General features: G+C 62.6%; 17 protein-coding genes. 10 read left to right on the top strand and 7 right to left on the bottom strand.

Annotation, left to right across the window (positions count from 1 at the left end; translation table 11 throughout):
* Nucleotides 1-6: 6 nt before the first annotated feature.
* The 4 genes from FBY28_RS02710 to FBY28_RS25705 form a co-directional block, all read right to left on the bottom strand.
* A complete protein-coding gene (locus FBY28_RS02710) occupies nucleotides 7-813 on the bottom strand; it encodes a hypothetical protein (protein ID WP_216847462.1) in 807 nt (268 codons plus the stop codon).
* A 313-nt stretch (nucleotides 814-1126) separates the two neighbouring features.
* The gene (locus FBY28_RS02705; protein ID WP_157837303.1) at nucleotides 1127-2770 is read right to left on the bottom strand and encodes a DUF6119 family protein; all 1644 of its coding nucleotides are present in this window, start codon (nucleotides 2768-2770) and stop codon (nucleotides 1127-1129) included.
* Between the two features lie 570 nt (nucleotides 2771-3340).
* The gene (locus FBY28_RS02700) at nucleotides 3341-3799 is read right to left on the bottom strand and encodes an SHOCT domain-containing protein (RefSeq protein ID WP_110783354.1); all 459 of its coding nucleotides are present in this window, start codon (nucleotides 3797-3799) and stop codon (nucleotides 3341-3343) included.
* A 523-nt stretch (nucleotides 3800-4322) separates the two neighbouring features.
* Nucleotides 4323-4472: a hypothetical protein gene (locus FBY28_RS25705; protein WP_160145457.1), complete on the bottom strand. Its 150-nt coding sequence runs from the start codon at nucleotides 4470-4472 to the stop codon at nucleotides 4323-4325.
* A gap of 1396 nt (nucleotides 4473-5868) precedes the next feature.
* On the opposite strand from FBY28_RS25705, the gene FBY28_RS02695 reads away from it, so the two are divergent.
* Nucleotides 5869-6801, top strand: coding sequence for a DUF2971 domain-containing protein (locus FBY28_RS02695; protein ID WP_141864099.1), 933 nt, complete (start codon nucleotides 5869-5871; stop codon nucleotides 6799-6801).
* An 83-nt stretch (nucleotides 6802-6884) separates the two neighbouring features.
* Here the strand turns inward: FBY28_RS02695 and FBY28_RS02690 are convergent, their stop codons facing one another.
* Nucleotides 6885-7208 carry a TIGR02391 family protein gene (locus FBY28_RS02690; protein WP_160145456.1) on the bottom strand — a complete coding sequence of 108 codons (324 nt, stop codon included), beginning with the start codon at nucleotides 7206-7208 and terminating at the stop codon, nucleotides 6885-6887.
* A gap of 115 nt (nucleotides 7209-7323) precedes the next feature.
* Here FBY28_RS02690 and FBY28_RS02685 point away from each other — a divergent pair, with 115 nt between their 5' ends.
* Nucleotides 7324-8082, top strand: coding sequence for an SPW repeat domain-containing protein (locus FBY28_RS02685; protein ID WP_141864095.1), 759 nt, complete (start codon nucleotides 7324-7326; stop codon nucleotides 8080-8082).
* An 80-nt stretch (nucleotides 8083-8162) separates the two neighbouring features.
* Here FBY28_RS02685 and FBY28_RS02680 read toward each other — a convergent pair whose 3' ends face one another.
* Complete coding sequence (locus FBY28_RS02680) at nucleotides 8163-8483, bottom strand: hypothetical protein (RefSeq protein ID WP_141864094.1); 321 nt, start codon at nucleotides 8481-8483, stop codon at nucleotides 8163-8165.
* 189 nt (nucleotides 8484-8672) lie between these two features.
* On the opposite strand from FBY28_RS02680, the gene FBY28_RS02675 reads away from it, so the two are divergent.
* The 6 genes from FBY28_RS02675 to FBY28_RS02650 all read left to right on the top strand — a co-directional run bounded on the left by FBY28_RS02675 (nucleotide 8673) and on the right by FBY28_RS02650 (nucleotide 14556).
* Complete coding sequence (locus FBY28_RS02675; protein WP_141864092.1) at nucleotides 8673-9104, top strand: MmpS family transport accessory protein; 432 nt, start codon at nucleotides 8673-8675, stop codon at nucleotides 9102-9104.
* Nucleotides 9101-11980: an MMPL/RND family transporter gene (locus FBY28_RS02670; protein ID WP_141864090.1), complete on the top strand. Its 2880-nt coding sequence runs from the start codon at nucleotides 9101-9103 to the stop codon at nucleotides 11978-11980. Before FBY28_RS02675 ends, FBY28_RS02670 begins: the two co-directional genes overlap by 4 nt.
* Before the next feature lie 8 nt (nucleotides 11981-11988).
* Nucleotides 11989-12333 (top strand): DUF732 domain-containing protein, encoded by a 345-nt coding sequence (locus FBY28_RS02665; RefSeq protein ID WP_174241522.1) that lies wholly within the window; start codon nucleotides 11989-11991, stop codon nucleotides 12331-12333.
* On the top strand, nucleotides 12330-12806 hold the full coding sequence (locus FBY28_RS02660; RefSeq protein WP_286177673.1) for a DUF5078 domain-containing protein: 477 nt from the start codon (nucleotides 12330-12332) through the stop codon (nucleotides 12804-12806). Before FBY28_RS02665 ends, FBY28_RS02660 begins: the two co-directional genes overlap by 4 nt.
* Before the next feature lie 33 nt (nucleotides 12807-12839).
* On the top strand, nucleotides 12840-13472 hold the full coding sequence (locus tag FBY28_RS02655) for a TetR/AcrR family transcriptional regulator (RefSeq protein ID WP_216847461.1): 633 nt from the start codon (nucleotides 12840-12842) through the stop codon (nucleotides 13470-13472).
* An 88-nt stretch (nucleotides 13473-13560) separates the two neighbouring features.
* Nucleotides 13561-14556: a MaoC family dehydratase gene (locus FBY28_RS02650; protein WP_141864087.1), complete on the top strand. Its 996-nt coding sequence runs from the start codon at nucleotides 13561-13563 to the stop codon at nucleotides 14554-14556.
* A 7-nt stretch (nucleotides 14557-14563) separates the two neighbouring features.
* On the opposite strand, the gene FBY28_RS02645 is transcribed toward FBY28_RS02650, so the two are convergent.
* Nucleotides 14564-15022 (bottom strand): nuclear transport factor 2 family protein, encoded by a 459-nt coding sequence (locus FBY28_RS02645; RefSeq protein ID WP_141864085.1) that lies wholly within the window; start codon nucleotides 15020-15022, stop codon nucleotides 14564-14566.
* Between the two features lie 956 nt (nucleotides 15023-15978).
* On the opposite strand from FBY28_RS02645, the gene FBY28_RS02640 reads away from it, so the two are divergent.
* Together FBY28_RS02640 and FBY28_RS02635 are read left to right on the top strand one after the other, a co-directional pair.
* Entirely contained in the window at nucleotides 15979-16683 is a 705-nt protein-coding gene (locus FBY28_RS02640) for an MlaE family ABC transporter permease (protein WP_019509829.1), read from the top strand.
* Complete coding sequence (locus tag FBY28_RS02635; RefSeq protein ID WP_019509830.1) at nucleotides 16680-17537, top strand: ABC transporter permease; 858 nt, start codon at nucleotides 16680-16682, stop codon at nucleotides 17535-17537. The genes FBY28_RS02640 and FBY28_RS02635 overlap by 4 nt, the downstream gene beginning before the upstream one ends.
* Nucleotides 17538-17539: the final 2 nt, after the last annotated feature.

The following is a 17539-nucleotide window of genomic DNA, read 5'->3' as shown; positions in this document are numbered from 1 at the left end:
AGCTGTTTACTCACCGTGATCGTGATCGCTGTGGTCGTCATGCAGCGGGACCGCGGCTGGGGCTGGAACATCGGGTGAGGCGGGAACTTCGGTCGGCGTCGGAACTTCGGGTGGTGTGGCCGATTCGCCGGCAGGCTCGTTCACCGGCGCCGGGGTGGCCGGTTCGTGGTTGCTGTCAGGGCTATGGACATGCTCGCCGGTCGTCCCAGGGTCATCGTGCTCCTCGGGCTTAACGTCAGCGCCGTGGTGATCGCTATGCGCATCCTCGGGGGTCGCCCCGTGGTGACCACCGTCTGCGCTCGCTGGCCCATGATGGCCGTGCTGCAGACCTGAAGCAACACCCACCGTGGACGCCAGCGCCACGACACCGACTGCGCCCATGAGCACTACTGCGCTGCCGAACAACGGTACCGGCTCTCCTTGCAGGCCGCGGTACCACACCCAGCTGGCGCCCATCACGACGTAAATTTGAAGCAACAGTGCGCACAGGTCCGCGGCTTGGATCAGTTCCGCTTCCCCGGCGTGGGGGCCGAACGGGGCTCCCGCGGTCCTGGACATGGCCCACAGCGCAATGGCTCCAAGGTTGAGCATGGTGCCGGCAGCAAGCACAGGAGTCGTGGTTCGTGTGAGAACCAGCCGCGCCCACAGCAGTTGGGAGAGGGCGATCGATGTGAAAAACACGCCAGCGGGCATCCACTCCTGCCAGTGGGTGGGTACGACGGCGAAGTGGATAACCGAAGCGCCCAGCGAAGCGAGCGCGGCTAGCCGAGCCGCCAACCGGCTGTCGGTTTTCTTCGCTGTCTTTGGCGCCACCGAATTAGGATGACAGCGCCATCCGCGACAGCGGTTGCATGACATCACATCTCAACCCGACCGAGATTCATTCGTCATCAACTACGGTCCTTCTACGTAGATGAGGTCGATGTCAGCTTCTGAGGGGACTGCCCCGGGGCAGTCCCCTTTTCGCTCATCGTTGTTTATCGATCGGGCGTTTTCCAGCGAGGCGTTATCGGCGAAAGCCCGAAGATCTATATCAGGGTCGTGCACGGTGCATCATGCCGAGCCAGTGTCTCGTATCTGCCCCATGCGGCGTGTCGACTACGTTCATCGCTTGCGCCAGTCACCGTCACTTCTCAAGGTTTGAGCCGTCGGCGCTCTCGATGGGGAAAACGATCACTTCAATACCTCTGGCACGAAGGTCGTCGACCGTCCTAACCAGGGTGACCTGGCTGAAGCTGAACAATGATTCGGGATCGAATTGCTCACCCGCAGCCTTTGCGATGGCGAACACTACCGCCGAGGGCTTTTCTCTAAGCAAATCCGTGTTGCCGCCCTGCTTTTGGATGAGCTCGCGAAACTTCTCCCGCGCCTCGTTGTCATGAGTGAGCGAGTGGGCTGAGTTATGGCCCTGCGCAAATAGGTGGCTCAGCGGCGCCGAGGCATCGGACTTCTTCACGTGCACCAGTGCACCGTCGGGGGCGAGGATGTCGCAAGTTTCGAATCCCCGCCGGTTCTGGGTGGTCCTGATTAGTCGACGGTCTAGGACAACTCCGCCAATTTGTCGCGCCGCCTCCTTGTTGTAATCTTCCTCATCGACCTTCTTGCCGTTCTCAATCTGCCAAGCTGGAAGGGTCAATCCCCAAGTAGTGCTGAATATTTCGCGTACCCGGTCCTGCAGTTGCGAAGCGTACTTGTCGTCCATGAGGTACCACATACCGTCGTGTAGAAAGTATCGACGGCCATCCAAGAGGGTCTCGTACGCTACCCACTTGCGGACTGCAATGTCAGAGCTGATCGGGTTTTGGGCCGCGGGGTCACTGAATAGCTGGATCCGTTGGCGTGTAAGCGATCCCAAGGGATCGGCCGGGTCGACCGCCTGACGAATGGTCTCAATTGTGGGCACGCCGTCCTGCGGGGCCTTTGGGCCTCGGCGACCTTTCAATTTGTATGCTTCGGGTGTTCCATTTTCGTTGATGGCTTCATGTGGCCACGCCACGCTGACCTTGGTGTCGGCACTGTCGAGCAAAGCTATCGCCAGCAGACCGTCGAGTCTGATCGCTTCGGGGCTGTCCTTCTTGAAAGCGACGAGTTGCTCGAGAATCTGAAGTTCCTGAAGCGGAGGTTTTCGAAGAGTTTCCTCGAGCGCGGATAGATCGGCTAGAAAGCTCTCAGGCGTATGGGCCAGCGGCAGGTTTAGCGCGTCGGCACCGCGCAGGGTGAACGTCTTGCCGACGGTGAGACCTGTGATTTCGGCGGTAGCTACTATCCGTGTCACGAGCTCCCCGAAATCCCCAAGTCCGAAGCCACTCAGCTGCGATCCGGACGGGATTGACGATCGGTCCACTTTTGCGCGACTGTCCATAGTCTTACTAGTAAGTGAGTTCAAGCTGTCCGGGTGGGCAACCCGGATTGCAATCCGCTGGCCAAAACCGGGATCAACGCGTGCTTGCTCGAGAAGATGGAACCCCATCCCGTAGGTGACTGCCCACGCCGTGGCGCCCTCGCCTCTAATGACAAGCACTGCGGCCGCGTTCTGGTTGGCGGCATCGAATGGAACATTGATCAGGGATCCGAGTCGATCTGCCCAACGGGCGCGATCGGTCTTCATATGTCCATGAACCAACAGGGCTGCACGATCGCCGACCGTGCAGTCCACTTCTGTGAACTTGGCATCATCGTCGAGGTATTTATCGCGTATCGCGTCCTTGAGTTTGGGAACCGCAGTCAGCCGGTACAAGGTAGTTGACGTCGCTGATGCCTTGCCAGCCACGGAGGTTCCTTTCTGGTTAAGACGCACGGCGAGCCTGACCGAGGGTGGCGGCGCCGCGGATCTTGATGTTCGAAGATCGAGCAATTTGCAAAGTTGCCAATTAAACAGCGGTCTACCAGATCTGCTCGTCCAACTGAGTGCGCATCGCCGACAGCGCGTTGGTGAATTCGTCGTTCAGGTCAGCCCCTACACCGCTCGAGCAAAGATCCATCCTTGATCGCCTGGCAGTGCACATAGTCCGAAGCCGCAACTGGACTCGAAGCTGCACACTCGTGCGTTTACCGCAACTTCAATCCAGGACGGAAATGCCATTGACCGGAACTTTATGGAAACTAATGGCGACGCAGGGGTCAGTGGCGCAGCATTTCTAGTCGGCACCAAAAGAAGCGACAATAGTTGTGCTTTTCACCACGTTGACCTAATAAACGGGCGAGCTGTCGCGGGCGGCCATGGCGCATCGCGACTGCCGGCCCGGGCCGCTGTTCGGACGAGCGCTGAACACCCGAAGTCGTTAGTCGAGTGCTGCTGACGCGCAGATTGAGCTCTGTCGCTCGTGTGCCCGACTGCAGCTCAGCTAATGAGTTTGCGCTTGGCGATTTCGAACTCTTCGGAGGTCAACACTCCTGTGTCTCGCAAAGCTGCGAGTTTGGCGAGCTCGTCCACCCACGATGTGGTGGGCGTAGCGGTGGAACTGGCGCCGGGCGTCGATTGATGGACGTTGGTCCCAAATCTCGGGTGGGCGCGCAGCACCTGTTCAATCTTGGCGGCGGTCCCGTGGTTTACCGCGACCTCTGCGAGGGTCGTTCCTGAGCCCTGCACGACAAACACCTGTTGCAGCGCTGACGCGTCGAGTCGCTTCTTGTCGTCGCGTGTCACTTTGCGGACTGAGAAACCGGTGATGTCTGCGACTGTCACCCGGAAGGCCGGGATCAATTTTCCGGTCTGGCGGTACTCGACGCTATCGCCGTAGTCGATCACGCTTCCATTGCCGAACCCGAGCCCGATCGAGTTGCCCACTTCTCGCGCCACGCTGTCCCCATCCTAAGTCAATAGCCGGCAATGATATCGACGACCCATGACAGGGAAGTGCAGATTGCTCACCCTCTGGCGGGCCGCGCCCGTGATGATCGGCCTCAGTGGCTTTGTGCCATCGATCAACGCGGGAGGCGCGGCCCAGACGGCTACGGCAAACATTCGGAAACTGGCGGGCTGATAACAGAGATTCCGCTCCGATTTGTAACTTCGGTCCAGCTCCGGGCACCGCGTCTGGTCCTAGGGAAACCTGCACAGTGTCCCAAGAGTGTCCCAAGAGTGTCCCAAGACGTGTTCAAACAGCCCGGACGCGGCGAGACGCTTGAGACGCCAAATGGCCTCTGAACTGCACAGATGAGACGCGCTGAGACACGACGAGACGGCATTGAGCTCCCTGGGGGTCAAGTGGTCGCAGGTTCAAATCCTGTCAGCCCGACCAAGATTTACGCAGGTGAAAGGCACTCTCCGGTAATTCCGGGAGGTGCCTTCCCCGTTCGGTACGCCAACTCGCACAGGTTCGTCACTGTCCGCTCGCGTCCGCCAAACCGAGGCGTCCGAGGAGTGAGTCGATCGCGGCCCGCGCGGTGTCCTCGGATGTGTGGCCGTACACGTCACCGGTGATGGCGATCGACGAATGCCCGGGAAGTTCAGCTACCGCTTTGATGTGCACGCCAGACTCCAACCACACGCCACCGCCGCCGAGTGCCGCAGGGTGTGGACACTGACTCCCTCGACCGACGCAGCCCGCGACGCCACCTCGATCACCCGCAGCAGGTTCTGCGGGTCCACCGCGCGCCGAGTTCCGTGGTGAATACCAACCAGAGTTCTGCCATTGATCGCCCGTCCGCAACCGCTCCGAGGCCGGAGGTCCGGTGTCGACGCAGCATTCCCACGACCGCCGGGTTGAGCGGTACCGTGCACCGGGGTCGGGGCCGTCTTGGTTCGGTGATGAGTAGGCGACGCCCGACGCCGTTGATTGTCGCCGACACCCGCAGCACGGCGGAGTCGAGGTCGACGGCATCCCACGACAACGCCTAGGCCTCACCCGTATGCCGCCACCTCCGTATCCCTAGAAAGGATCCTGACATGAGCAGCATCGTGGTGGCCGACGAAACGGCAATCGCGTTGTCCGAGGTCGGCCACGCCAGCGACGCGAGCAGCGACACAGAACAGCCGAATTGTTTTTACTAAGCCCCCGATAGACCCGCCAGGGGAATCCATGTGTGTTGCGGTCGCACACCCCCAGGCGTCGCCGGACCCGCTATGCCGGTCTCGCCGCCCGGATGGCGTTCCTACGGGCCGCGGGTGACGTCGAAAATGGCTTGACCGCCATATCGCAATCGGCCGCACCAACCCGCCGGGCTACCCGAGACCCCGACTACCCCGCCAACCCATCGGCCGCACCGATCGCCCGCCCAGCGCCGCCCAAACCGCACCGAACCGGACAGACCGCAGCCAACCCCGCCGTCGACACCGACCAGCCCGCACCGGGCCACACATACCAATGCGCCGGCCGCAGCCGCAGGTCAGCAGGGCGGGCACCCCCGCCCCCAGAATGTTGGGCAGGGGAGTGGTGACTTGCCCCGCGGTAGTCGATCTTTTTGTTGCGCGGCCCAACAATCCGGCCCTCGGCCCCTGCCCAACCCACGGCGCGTCGGCAACCGACACGTGCCCGCAGCCTGAGATCATCTGTGGATGGCACACTGCTGCGTTCTGACGTGCGGCAACGAGTCCACGAGGTTGTTTGCGTTCTGGGGGGGTGTGCGACGGGCACTACGGCCAGCTGGAGGCCGGTGCCGATTTTCGACGGCAGGGCTCAGAGCCGTCCGCTATTGGCATGGCGCCCCCCGCCCTCGTGATGGGCAAGCAACTACTAGACCTAAACGAGTACCTCGTGCTGGAACCACCTGCAGAATTAGTTCACGACTCGGATTGCCCGGAAGGAACGATGCTTCCACTGAGGGTTCGACGATTGGGTGGCACGGAAACAGACCTGACGCTTGTTCTCCCAAATGACGTGTTGTTGCAACTCGCAGAATTGCTCCGACCGCAGTTAGATCGTCCGCGTGACTAACGCGGGTTGGATCGAACCCGATGTCCTGTATCACTACACCGGCGTGGATGGTCTGCGGGGGATTCTTAACCCGCCTTCGTGGCCGATTGAGACGAGCGGCAACGCATTTCGGATAGCGGCGAAAATGCTGGCGAACGATGTTCGATTCATGAACGATACGCAAGAGTTGAGGTTCGGTGCCGAGATCATGGGTGCCCGCTTAGCCCGCGCCGCCGACGACCCCGAAATCCCCGCAGACATGCGTGCAGCATTCGGTGACCTGGTGCCGTGGTTCAGTCCCGATGCAGTCGTGAGCGGTGGGATGCGTTGCTTTGCAGCATGTTTTTGCGACAACGGCGATGCGCTCAATCAGTGGTACGGCTATGCAGGTGGAACAGGCGGGTTCGCCATCGGTTTCGATTGGGAGGCCGTCGCCGGTCATACGTGGACCTTTCATCCGCACCCAGCTCCCGGTGCGCCACCTTGGGAGTCTCAGACAGCGTTGCAGCCCGTCGCCTACGGGATCAAAGATGCAGAGGCGCGAGTGGACGGCGCAGTCACAGCGCTAGTCGAGAGGCGTGGCGGCGGTGTACTTATCCGTGACGGACGGCCAGACCGCTTTCACCTCGCAGTTGGCCTGTTCCGCGTCGTTGCGACAATCAAGCACGACGGTTTCGCGCCCGAGCGGGAATGGCGACTGTTCTCGCCAAGCGAAGTCCAGTACCCTGCGGATCTTCGCGAAACCCGTTTTGGCCCAGCTCATTACGTTGAAATGGTGATCAACCTTCAAGGCGACAATGACATCTGCTCACATCGCACGATCGCGGATCTTGTCGTCGGCCCCGGTAAAGATCAGGAGAATCAGGTCATTCTCGCCCGCGAGCTTCTGGAGGAAAGGGGGCATGACCCCGACGTTGTGCGTGCCTCGAACACCCCACTACGGTGACCCTGCACTTTGAGCGACATTCCGCCCAAGCGCTAGCGCGGCGAGCTCGGTGCCGACGATGCCGAGGGCAAACGGGGCGGTGGTCAGGGAGAGTCGGGCGCTTCGATGAGGTTGCATTCGTCGACCCACCGCGCGAGCAGGCTGAGAACGGATAGGCGTTCGATGGCCCCCTGCGGTGTCATCTCGCCCGTCCCGTGGGTGGCTGGGTTGCGGATCGTCATTTGCGCGCCGGGCGCGAACTGACGGAGGCCGTTGTTCGTCGACACCACAGTCTTGTCGGTTTGGTCGCCTGGCCATCGGCGGCGCGGTTTCCCCGGCTCGGGATCGTCCTTCGAGAATGCTTGTTGCCATTGCGATGTGTCGTCGATGTCCCGGCGATCAGTGAACTGGAGCAGATCGGCCGTCAACGGCCGGTACGAAGTCGGCTGACGACGCGGTGGATGCGTTTGCGCGCGAACATGAAGTGAAAGTGAGGTCCAAATGCCCTAGCTGTCGGGGTGGCAACGGAGTTGCTTGTTGTGTATGAGGTCAAGACTTTGGATCGGTTGGCTCGCAGTAGCCATCGGTGTGTGCGCCGTCGTATCGGCGTTGGCGCTCAGCTCCACAAGGTATGGGCAGGGATTCGCGTTCGGCTTCGGTGCGTTCATCGTCTTCTTCGGGGCGCTGTCGATCTTCGCCCATGACCAGGCCCCAGATCACTGGGGCCTGGTCATGGTCGGCCTGGCGATGTTCACGGTTCCGTTCGTCGGTAACGCCTACAGCTATGACCGTGGAGCATCCTGGACGTGCTGGTTGGCTGGTGGTCTCGCCATGACTCTCGGTGGCTTCGCCTGGACCCGTGACCGGACGTCGACCGAGTACGGCATGACCGAGTTGGGAGACAGTCAGCGTCTGCGACACCGCTGGAGCTACTGGATTGGGCGGCTGGCGCTGGTCACCGGCCTGGCCGGCGTGGTTCTGGGTATTGCCTTCAACTCGACGCCGGCCGCAACCGCAGTCGTTATCGGCCTGGGCGGATTGATCTCTATAGTCGCCGTCTGGTCGCTGCTGGCTTCGGAGCCCACGCACAACTTCCTCACACTTGCCATCGCGGGATTCGCACTGTTCCTGTCGCCCTGGGTGGTTGGATTCGCCAGGGACAACCTCGCATGGACAGCCTTCGTGGCGGGTGCCCTTGCCACCGCGCTCGGCGTGGTGGGCTACCTGCAAGATGAGCGCCTCGACTTCGCAGCCGCCGTCCGCGACGACTCGATCAAGCGGTACCGCGAACAATTCCGCTGAGCCGCGTGAGCGCACACACGACCACGCGAGCAAACTCACGTGGCGACGGGTTCAAATCCTGTCATCTCGACCCGACCGACTCAGAACGCCAGCGCCAGCACGAACACACCCAACGGTGCCAGTGGCATCGATGCCAGCATCACCAGTATCACGGGAATGAGGTTTCGGCTCGCGACGGCGGCAACCCATGCACCGAGTGCGGCGAGCACCGCACCTACGGCCGTCACGCGAATACCGCCGACATCTGTGCCGGCCGGTGTGGCGCCGTTCATGAGTTTGTCGGTCATGCCGGGGTCCCGAAGCACGATGAATATCAGCAGATACGCGAGCCCCATGGCAACGACCGCCGTGAGTGACAGCAGGACGGCGAGGTCGCGCCCGTGAGTTCGATCCATTGTCATGGGCTCATCGTGGTCTGCCGGCCGTGACGACGGATCGGTAGAACTACTCGACCGCCCTCCACGAATCTTGTTAGGCGAAGTAACTAAACATGCGCTAGAGTCCTCCTCGTCCTTTGCGCGGAACTCAAGTTCCGCTGAAGGATCTGGGCAGCGCGGCCCGTCAGATGGAGCTCGGCATAGGGAGATTCGGTGGTCCGGTTGCTCAAGAGGTCATGGATACCTCTGCTGCTGGTTGTCGTCGTCGCATTGGGCGTTTTCGTCATCGGGCGGATCCGTGATTCGGCCATCGCACCCGCCCCGGTGGCAGGTGAAGGCTCGGGTATCACCGCGAACTTCAACCCGAAGCACATCACCTACGAGGTCACCGGTTCGGGGGGTTCGGTGACCGTGAACTATCTCGACGAGAACGGTCAACCGAACCTGGTCGAGAATGCGCCGCTGCCCTGGTCGCACACGATCATCACGACGCTGCCCTCGATGTCGGCCAACATCATGGCCCAAGGGGACACCGCAACCAGCGATCTCGCCTGCCGCGTCACCGTCGACGGCGACGTACGCGATGACCGCGCCAGCTCGGACTCCATCAAACCGTTCATCTACTGCTTGGTGAAATCCGTATGAGCACAACGCATTCAGCACCACACCGTCCCGCCATCGCTCGTCTCATTCGGGTGCTGGCACTACCGATCATCCTGGGCTGGGTGGCCATCGCGGTGCTCCTCGGCATATTCGTGCCCTCGCTCGACGACGTGTCGGCTACCCGATCGGTACCGCTGAGCCCGACCAACGCACCGTCGTATCAAGCGATGCTCAACATCGGCAAGGTGTTCCAACAGTACGACTCCGATTCCACGGCAATGGTCGTCTTGGAGGGCGACGACAAGCTGGGGGACAGCGCCCACACGTACTACAACGACATCATCGCCAAGCTCAAGGCCGACCACGAGCATGTCCAGAACGTGCAGGACTTCTGGAGCGACCCGCTGACCGCCGCCGGATCGCAGAGTGTGGACGGAAAGTCCGCCTATGTTCAGATATTCCTCAACGGCTCCCAAGGCACCAGCCTCAGTCACGAATCTGTTGCAGCGGTGCGTCAGATCGTGGATTCGGTCCCCGCTCCGCCGGGCATCAAGGCCCACGTTGCCGGTAACACGGTGCTCAACGCCGACACCAGCATTGCCGGTCACCAGAGCATGGCGGTGATGGAGCTGGTCTCGGTCGCCGTGATCATCGCGATGCTGCTCGTCATCTACCGCTCGATCGTCACGATGCTGATCTCGATGGTCATCATCGGACTCGAACTCTCTGCCGCACAGGGGGTTACCGCGGCTGCCGGATACCTGAACCTGATCGGCCTGACACCGTATGCGGTCAGTATGGTGACCATGCTGGCCCTGGCGGCCGGTACCGACTATGTGATCTTCCTGTGGGGCCGCTACCACGAGGAACGATCCAAAGGCCGCAGTCCCGAGGACGCCTACTACGTCTCCTATCACGGTGTCTCGCATGTGATCCTGGGTTCTGGGCTCACCATCGCCGGTGCCTGCCTCTGCCTCACCATGACCACCCTGCCGTACTTCCGGACGATGGCGATTCCGTGTGCGTTGTCGATCCTGGTGATCATCTTCGCCGCTCTCACGCTCGCCCCCGCGGTACTGACCGTCGCCTCCAGATTCGGCCTGCTGGAACCCAAACGGCAACTGTCCGCCAGGGGCTGGCGCAAGGTCGGCACCGCGGTCGTACGCTGGCCCGGACCGATCATCGTGGTCACCACGCTCATCGCTGTCCTGGGTTTCGTCAGCCTGACCACCTACGTCCCGCAGTACAACGACCAGAAGTTCACCCCGGAAGACATGCCGGCCAACCTGGCCATGGCCGTCGCCGACCGGCACTTCTCCCAGGCGCGGATGAACCCCGAACTGCTCATGCTGGAAGCCGATCACGACCTGCGGAATCCCGCGGACATGCTGGTGATCGACAGGGTCGCCAAGAACGTGGTGCACATGCGCGGTATCGAGCGCGTCCAGACCATCACCCGCCCGCTCGGCGCGCCGATCGAGCACAGTTCCATCCCGTTCATGCTGGGTGCCCAGAACGCCGGGACACTGCAGGCCGCGAAGTTCAACAACGACAACTCGGCTCAGATGTTGGAGCAAGCGGACGAGCTGAGCTCCACGATCGCCAACATGGAACGCATGTACGCCATCATGACCGATCTCACCGACACCACCCACAGCATGGTGCAGAAGACCCACGACATGGTGGCCACCACCAATGAATTACGGGACCACATCGCCGATTTCGACGACTTCTTCCGTCCGTTGCGCAACTACTTCTACTGGGAACCGCACTGCTATGACATCCCGATCTGCCATGCGTTGCGGTCGATCTTCGATTCGTTGGACGGTATCGACAAGCTCGCCGACCAGATCGGTGGTCTGAGCACAGATCTGGACAAGCTCGACACCCTGATGCCCCAGATGCAGGCAACACTGCTGCCCACCATCGACTCGATGCGCACGATGCGGGACTTCATGCTCGCCACCCACAGCGTGATGGCAGGCACCCAGGCCCAGCAACAGGAACTCGCCCGTGGTGCCACCGAGATCGGCCTCTACTTCGACCAGGCGAAGAACGACGACTTCTTCTACCTGCCGCCGGACGTCTTCCAAAATCCGGACTTCAAGCGCGGCCTGGACATGTTCGTCTCCCCGGATGGCAAGGCGGTGCGGTTCATCATCACCCACCAGGGTGACCCGGCCTCCGTCGAAGGCATCGAGCATGTCCGGGATATGAAGGACGTGGTGGCCGACGCGGTGAAGGGCACCCCACTTGCCAACGCGAAGGTGTCATTGGCAGGCACCGCATCGCTGTACAACGACATGCAGAGCGGTGTGAAGACCGACGTGATGATCGCGATCATCGCCTCGATGATCCTGATCTTCGCGATCATGCTGATCATCACGCGCAGCGTGGTCGCGGCCCTGGTGATCGTGGGGACCGTCGCCGCCTCGCTCGGAACGGCGTGCGGGCTGTCCGTGCTGCTGTGGCAGGAGGTTCTCGGCCTCGGTGTGCAATGGATCGTGATCCCGCTGTCCATGGTCATCCTGTTGGCGGTGGGTTCGGACTACAACCTTCTGGTGGTGTCGCGGCTCAAGGAGGAGATCCACGCCGGTCTGCACACCGGGATGATCCGCGGCATGGGGGCGACCGGTCGGGTCGTCACCGCCGCCGGGCTGGTCTTCGCCTTCACGATGGCCTCGATGATCGTCAGTGATCTGCGGGTGGTCGGGCAACTCGGAATGACCATCGGGATCGGACTCATCGTCGACACCCTGATCGTGCGTGCCTTCATGACGCCGTCCATCGCCTCCGCGCTCGGGCGCTGGTTCTGGTGGCCGTTGAACACCTACAAGATCACCCACCCACCCAAACCCACGGCCGGACCCGAACCCGAGGAGCCGCACACCGCACCCATCCCGCAGGTCGGCGCATGAAGCGGACCATGAAGAATCGATGTGGGGCAGCGGTTTCAGCGGTGCTCACCGTGATGAGTATCGGCTGGGCAACGCCGGCTCATGCCGATGTCGACACCGACTTCGCGAACACCCTGCACGGGTTCGGCATCTATGGACAGCGTGACTACAACGCCTGGCTGGCGAAGATCGCCTGTCGACGCCTGAGCACCGGCGTGGACGCAGGTGTCTCGGAGTCGGCGGTATTCCTGGCCCGCAACCTCGCGCGCACCGTGAACACCGGCCAGGTATGGCAGTTCCTCGGCACGGCCTTATCCCTCTATTGTCCGCAGCACAATGCCGCACTGGCGGAGATGAGCGGTGATCACAGATGAACATCCCCACATTTCGACTGATGGTGCGTGCCGGTGTGATGATCACCGCGGCGGCCTGCACCGCAGGCGTGCTCGCGCCGCCGCAGGCGTCCGCCGACGCGACGGACGACTACCCGATCCCACATCGGCAGATCGAAACGCACTGCGACGCCGAGCAGTATCTGGCGGCCGCGCGCGATACCTCCCCGATCTACTTCGAGCGTTACATGATCGACAAGGCGAACCGTCCGCCGGAGATTCAGCAGATGGCCGTGGACCGGATCCACTGGTTCTACTCCCTGGATGCGGCGGCGCGGCGGCAATACTCCGAAGACACCGCCACCAACATCTACTACGAGCAGGTCGCCACCCGGTGGGGTAACTGGGCCAAGATCTTCTTCAACAACAAGGGCGTGGTCGCCAAGGCCACCGACGTGTGTGCGGGCTACCCGGCCGCGGACATGTCGGTGTGGAACTGGCCGGTGCCGCGGTAGGTGCCGGTCGGGGAATCGGTGACAATGGCAGGCATGGAGCCCAAGCTTCGCCAGCGCACCACCGGTCGACTCGACCGGTCCCGCGACCCCGCGATCCTCAATGCCGCGTTGGCCGCGCTGACCGAGAACGGCTACAACGACACCAACATGAACGACATCGCCGCCCGTGCGGGCGTCGGTAAGGCCGCGATCTATCGGCGGTGGGCGTCGAAAGCGGCGCTTATCACCGATGCGCTTGTCTACTGGCGGCCCGATCTGCTGGCCGACGATATCCCCGATACCGGCAGCTTGGAAGGTGACTTCGACGTGATCGTCGATCGGGTTGCCCGCAACGACGACGAGCTGATCTCCAACGATCTGGTGCTGCGAGTGGCGCTGGAGTCCAGCCGTGACCCAGAGTTGGCGGCCGCACTGGACGACCTGATGCTGCGCCGGGGACGACGCGTGGTGGCCGCGATTCTGCAGCATGCCGTCGAACGCGGTGATATCGCGGATCGGGACTGGTCGCTGGTGGCCGACGTGCTGGTGGCGATGGGGTTACTGCGGGTGGTCGGCGGCCAGAGCGTCGATTCCGGCTTCGTGCGCCAGGTCGTCGACAGCTTGGTCCTGCCGGCGGTCCGTGGCGACGCTCCCGATGGCACCGAAGGCGACAATGTCGCGAATTGATAGCCGCAATATTTTAGTCTAACTTCAAAATGCGCGGCCACGGTCACGAATGCCGGCCCAGTATCGACGTGGATCTGAAAGGGATGCGATGCCGACACCGAATTCAGTTGTGGGGCCGTACTTCGACGAGCTCACCGTCGGGCAGGTCTTCGACAGTGCGCCCAGGATGACCCTGACCGAAGGTGCGGCCGCGCTGCACCAGGCGATCCTGGGGGACCGGCTGCGGCTGGCCCTCGACGTCGAGCTGGCCGAAGCGGTGACCGGAACACCCGGGCTGCCGGCGCACCCCGGCTTGGTCACCGATGTCGCCATAGGACAGAGCACGCTGGTGACCGGTCGCGTCAAGGCCAACCTCTTCTACCGCGGATTGGTGTTCCACAGCTACCCCAAGCTGGGGGATACGTTGTCCACCACGACCCGGGTGGTGGGGCTTCGTCAGAATGCCGTCCGTGACGGCCGGCCGCCCACCGGCCTTGCCGCACTGCGGATGACGACGACCGACCAGCATGGCCGGCTGGTCCTGGATTTCCATCGGTGCGCGATGCTCCCGATGGCACCCGGGGTTGTCGACACCGGACATCACGATGACCTGACGACTATCGGCGCCGACGAGGTGGCCACCGATCCTGCCGGATCATGGGACGGTGCGGCCTTCCGTGCGCGCGTGCCCGGCCCGCACTTCGACTCGGAGCTGGCCGGCGGCCGCTACCGCAGTTCGGCCGATGTCGTGAGCTCGGCCCCCGAGCTCGCCCGACTGAGCCTCAACATCGCTGCCACGCATCATGATTGGCGAGTCGGGGGACGGCGTCTGGTGTACGGCGGGCATACCATCGGGCTCGCCCTCGCCCAGGCCACCCGGGTCATGCCCAACCTGGCAACCGTCACGGGCTGGCAGTCCTGCGACCACACCGGCCCGGTGTACGAGGGCGACACCGTGTACAGCGATCTGCATATCGAACGGGTATCGCCGCTGCCGGCCGGCGGTGGCGTGCTGGATCTGCGGTCGCTGGTGTTCGCGGTGGGCGCCGAGGGCGCCGATGACCGCCAGGTGTTGGACTGGCGATTCAGCGCTTTGATGTTCTGACCGGCGCCTACTGGGCGCCGCGGGGAACCAGGGTGTCGCCGAGCTGGTCGACGAGCAGGCCGACATCCCAGAAGTCGCGGTGGCTGGTCAGCAGGCCCTGATCGTCATAGCGGCACGCGGCGATGCCGGTCGCCGAAAACTGCTTACCTGCTGCATCGATCGAACCGCCGCTCGGCAAGCGAAGAGGCCCGGTGATGGATCCACTCCAGGTCCATTCGAAGTAGGCGCGACCGTCGGCCACGGCGGGTTCGGTGAAGACGATCAACGAATCGGGGGAGAATGTCAGCATCCAGCGATGGAAACGTTGGATGCCGGTGCGGCCCTGATAGGTGCCGCGCATCGCGACATCGGTGTAGGTGCCGTCGGCGGCGAAGAAGGTGCACAGCAGCTCGGGATCCTGGGTCCAGGCGCGGCCATACGCTTCGGCGTAGTCGGCGTCGGTGGGGTGTGGCAGTGCTGCTGTCATCTCTTATCACCAATTCGAAGGTCGGCGGGGTGTGCTGCGGTCGGTGTGCCCGTGGGCATCGTCGGATGAGGTCAGGTTCATCCGGTCATCAGCTCCGGCCGCACCGGCGGAACCGACAGTACCCGAGTGCATCTAAAATTTATCGCATATTCAAAAATTGAGATGGTTGTGAAGCCGGCGGATGGGTGCGGATTCGGCGGTCAGGTCAGGCGGTCCCGGCTTGCCGTGGTTGATGCCGCAAGCTTCTCCGAGATCGGGTGTCGGGTGGGAGGGGTTCGCCCAGCTCTCGATCGCACCGACCATGGGAGTCGACTTCTTCTGCGCTGAGGCCGCCCAGCAACTCTGCGCAAGGACTGCGGGCCTTGCCTCGTGTCTCGTGGTCGATTGATCGACGTGACCCGGTGACGACGGATCCGCGACAGAATCTACTGTTGATTCGAAGATCTGCAGCGTGGGCTCGGTTTTACGATAACGTCAAAATTCCCACGTCACCGATGCACTGCGGGTTTGCGACACATTGTTTCCCGGCATCCGCAAGGGGTGTTGATCGCTGTGCTTAATCATGATTAAATTTGTGGGCCGCGTCACGGCGCGGAGTGTGGGCGCGTGTTCGGCGATGTGTGCGTGACATCGGCGTCTGGGGATGCTGGCAAATTTTCGGCGGCCCTATTCGACAGATTGACTAGGCGGAACGTTTAGACGTAGTGTCTAGCGCGTTCTGTGACCCTGCTCATATCGGAGTGCCGGCGGTACTGCCTGCCACAACAGAGGACGACAGCTATGTGGCGACACCTTGACTCGAATTGCGCAGCCGCGATCGGCCATGCGTGGGTAGCCGGTGTGCAACCGGCAGGCGACGTGCTGCGTGTTGCGCGGACCGGAGCGCGATCTTGATACTCAAGACGCTGGCATCGTCTCGACCCCTGCGCGGGATCGGAGGGTTCTTCGCTTTCTCGATGGACACGGCTCTGGCCGTCTTCAGCCCACCGTTCGCCTGGCGTGAGTTCGTGCTGCAGACCTGGTTCGTGGCGCGAGTGTCGTTGTTGCCCACGCTGATGCTGTCGATTCCCTTCACGGTGTTGACGGTGTTCACCTTCAACGTTCTGCTTGCCGAGTTCGGTGCAGCGGACTTCTCCGGGACCGGTGCCGCGTTGGGAGCGGTCACCCAGATCGGTCCGATCGTCACCGTGCTGGTTGTGGCAGGCGCGGGGGCGACCGCGATGTGTGCAGACCTCGGAGCCCGCACCATCAGAGAAGAACTCGATGCACAGCGCGTCATGGGCATCAACCCCATTCAGGCGCTCGTGGTTCCGCGAGTTCTGGCCGCGACGGTGGTCGCCCTGCTGCTGGCCTCGCTGGTGATCCTGGTGGGCCTGGCGGGTGGCTTCGTTTTCTCGGTGTTCTTCCAAAACGTCACTCCGGGAGCCTTTGTCGCCGGCCTGACACTGGTCACCGGCGTGGGCGACGTGGTGGTGTCGCTGATCAAGGCAACCCTGTTCGGTATGACGGCGGGACTGATCGCCTGCTATATGGGCACCACGGTCAGCGGCGGCCCAGCCGGTGTCGGCAACGCCGTCAACGAGACCGTGGTGTTCTCCTTCCTGGCGCTCTTCCTCATCAACATCTTCATGACCGCAGTGGGAATCAAGGTGAATCTATGAGCATCAAAATGTCCGTGCGGCAGCAGTTTCCCCGACTCGCTCGGTCAACGAAGAACTGGCATGCCGGGTGGACCCGCATCGGTGAGCAGACGCAGTTCTACGGTCGGACGCTGGCCTCCGCGGTCGATGTCCTCGTGCATTACAAGACCGAGCTGGTGCGGTTGATTGCCGCGATGAGTCTGGGCACCGGAGCCCTCGCGGTGATCGGCGGCACGGTCGTCATCGTCGGATTCCTGACCATCTCCACCGGTGCGCTGGTCGCCGTGCAGGGCTACAACCAGTTCGCCCAGGTCGGAGTCGAGGCACTCACCGGGTTCGCCTCCGCCTACTTCAATGTGCGGCTGATCGCGCCGCTCACCGCGGCGATCGCCATGGCGGCCACCATCGGTGCCGGCGCCACCGCCCAGCTCGGCGCGATGCGTATCAACGAAGAGATCGACGCCCTGGAGGTCATGGGTGTCCGCTCGCTGGCCTACCTGGCATCCAGCCGCGTGTTGGCCGGCGTCATCGTGGTCATCCCGCTGTACTGCGTCGCGGTCATCATGTCCTTCCTGGCAGCACGGTTCGGGACGACGGTCATCTATGGCCAGTCCACCGGCGTGTACGACCACTACTTCCGGACATTCCTCATCCCCACCGACCTCATCTGGTCGTTCGTCCAAGCGGTGGTGACCGCGGTGGTCATCATGTTGGTGCACACCTACTACGGCTTCACCGCAGGCGGTGGGCCCGCCGGAGTGGGTGAGGCGGTCGGACGCGCAACGCGCACATCCCTGGTGGTCGCCGTGTGCGTCACGCTCTTGGTCACGCTGTCCATCTACGGACAGTCCGGCAACTTCAACCTGGCGGGCTGAGC

This window comes from Arthrobacter sp. SLBN-53 (assembly GCF_006715585.1).
GTDB classification, from domain to species: domain Bacteria; phylum Actinomycetota; class Actinomycetes; order Mycobacteriales; family Mycobacteriaceae; genus Mycobacterium; species Mycobacterium neoaurum_A.
This window is presented reverse-complemented; position numbering and strand designations above follow the sequence as displayed.

What these genes read in the sequence shown, in the direction of transcription:
- FBY28_RS02680 (WP_141864094.1), bottom strand. Translation starts at nt 8,483, where the DNA reads ATGACAATGGATCGAACTCACGGGCGCGACCTCGCCGTCCTGCTGTCA.
- FBY28_RS02655 (WP_216847461.1), top strand. Translation starts at nt 12,840, where the DNA reads ATGGAGCCCAAGCTTCGCCAGCGCACCACCGGTCGACTCGACCGGTCC.
- FBY28_RS02670 (WP_141864090.1), top strand. Translation starts at nt 9,101, where the DNA reads ATGAGCACAACGCATTCAGCACCACACCGTCCCGCCATCGCTCGTCTC.
- FBY28_RS02650 (WP_141864087.1), top strand. Translation starts at nt 13,561, where the DNA reads ATGCCGACACCGAATTCAGTTGTGGGGCCGTACTTCGACGAGCTCACC.
- FBY28_RS02660 (WP_286177673.1), top strand. Translation starts at nt 12,330, where the DNA reads ATGAACATCCCCACATTTCGACTGATGGTGCGTGCCGGTGTGATGATC.
- FBY28_RS02645 (WP_141864085.1), bottom strand. Translation starts at nt 15,022, where the DNA reads ATGACAGCAGCACTGCCACACCCCACCGACGCCGACTACGCCGAAGCG.
- FBY28_RS02635 (WP_019509830.1), top strand. Translation starts at nt 16,680, where the DNA reads ATGAGCATCAAAATGTCCGTGCGGCAGCAGTTTCCCCGACTCGCTCGG.
- FBY28_RS02640 (WP_019509829.1), top strand. Translation starts at nt 15,979, where the DNA reads ATGGACACGGCTCTGGCCGTCTTCAGCCCACCGTTCGCCTGGCGTGAG.
- FBY28_RS02685 (WP_141864095.1), top strand. Translation starts at nt 7,324, where the DNA reads ATGAGGTCAAGACTTTGGATCGGTTGGCTCGCAGTAGCCATCGGTGTG.
- FBY28_RS02665 (WP_174241522.1), top strand. Translation starts at nt 11,989, where the DNA reads ATGAAGAATCGATGTGGGGCAGCGGTTTCAGCGGTGCTCACCGTGATG.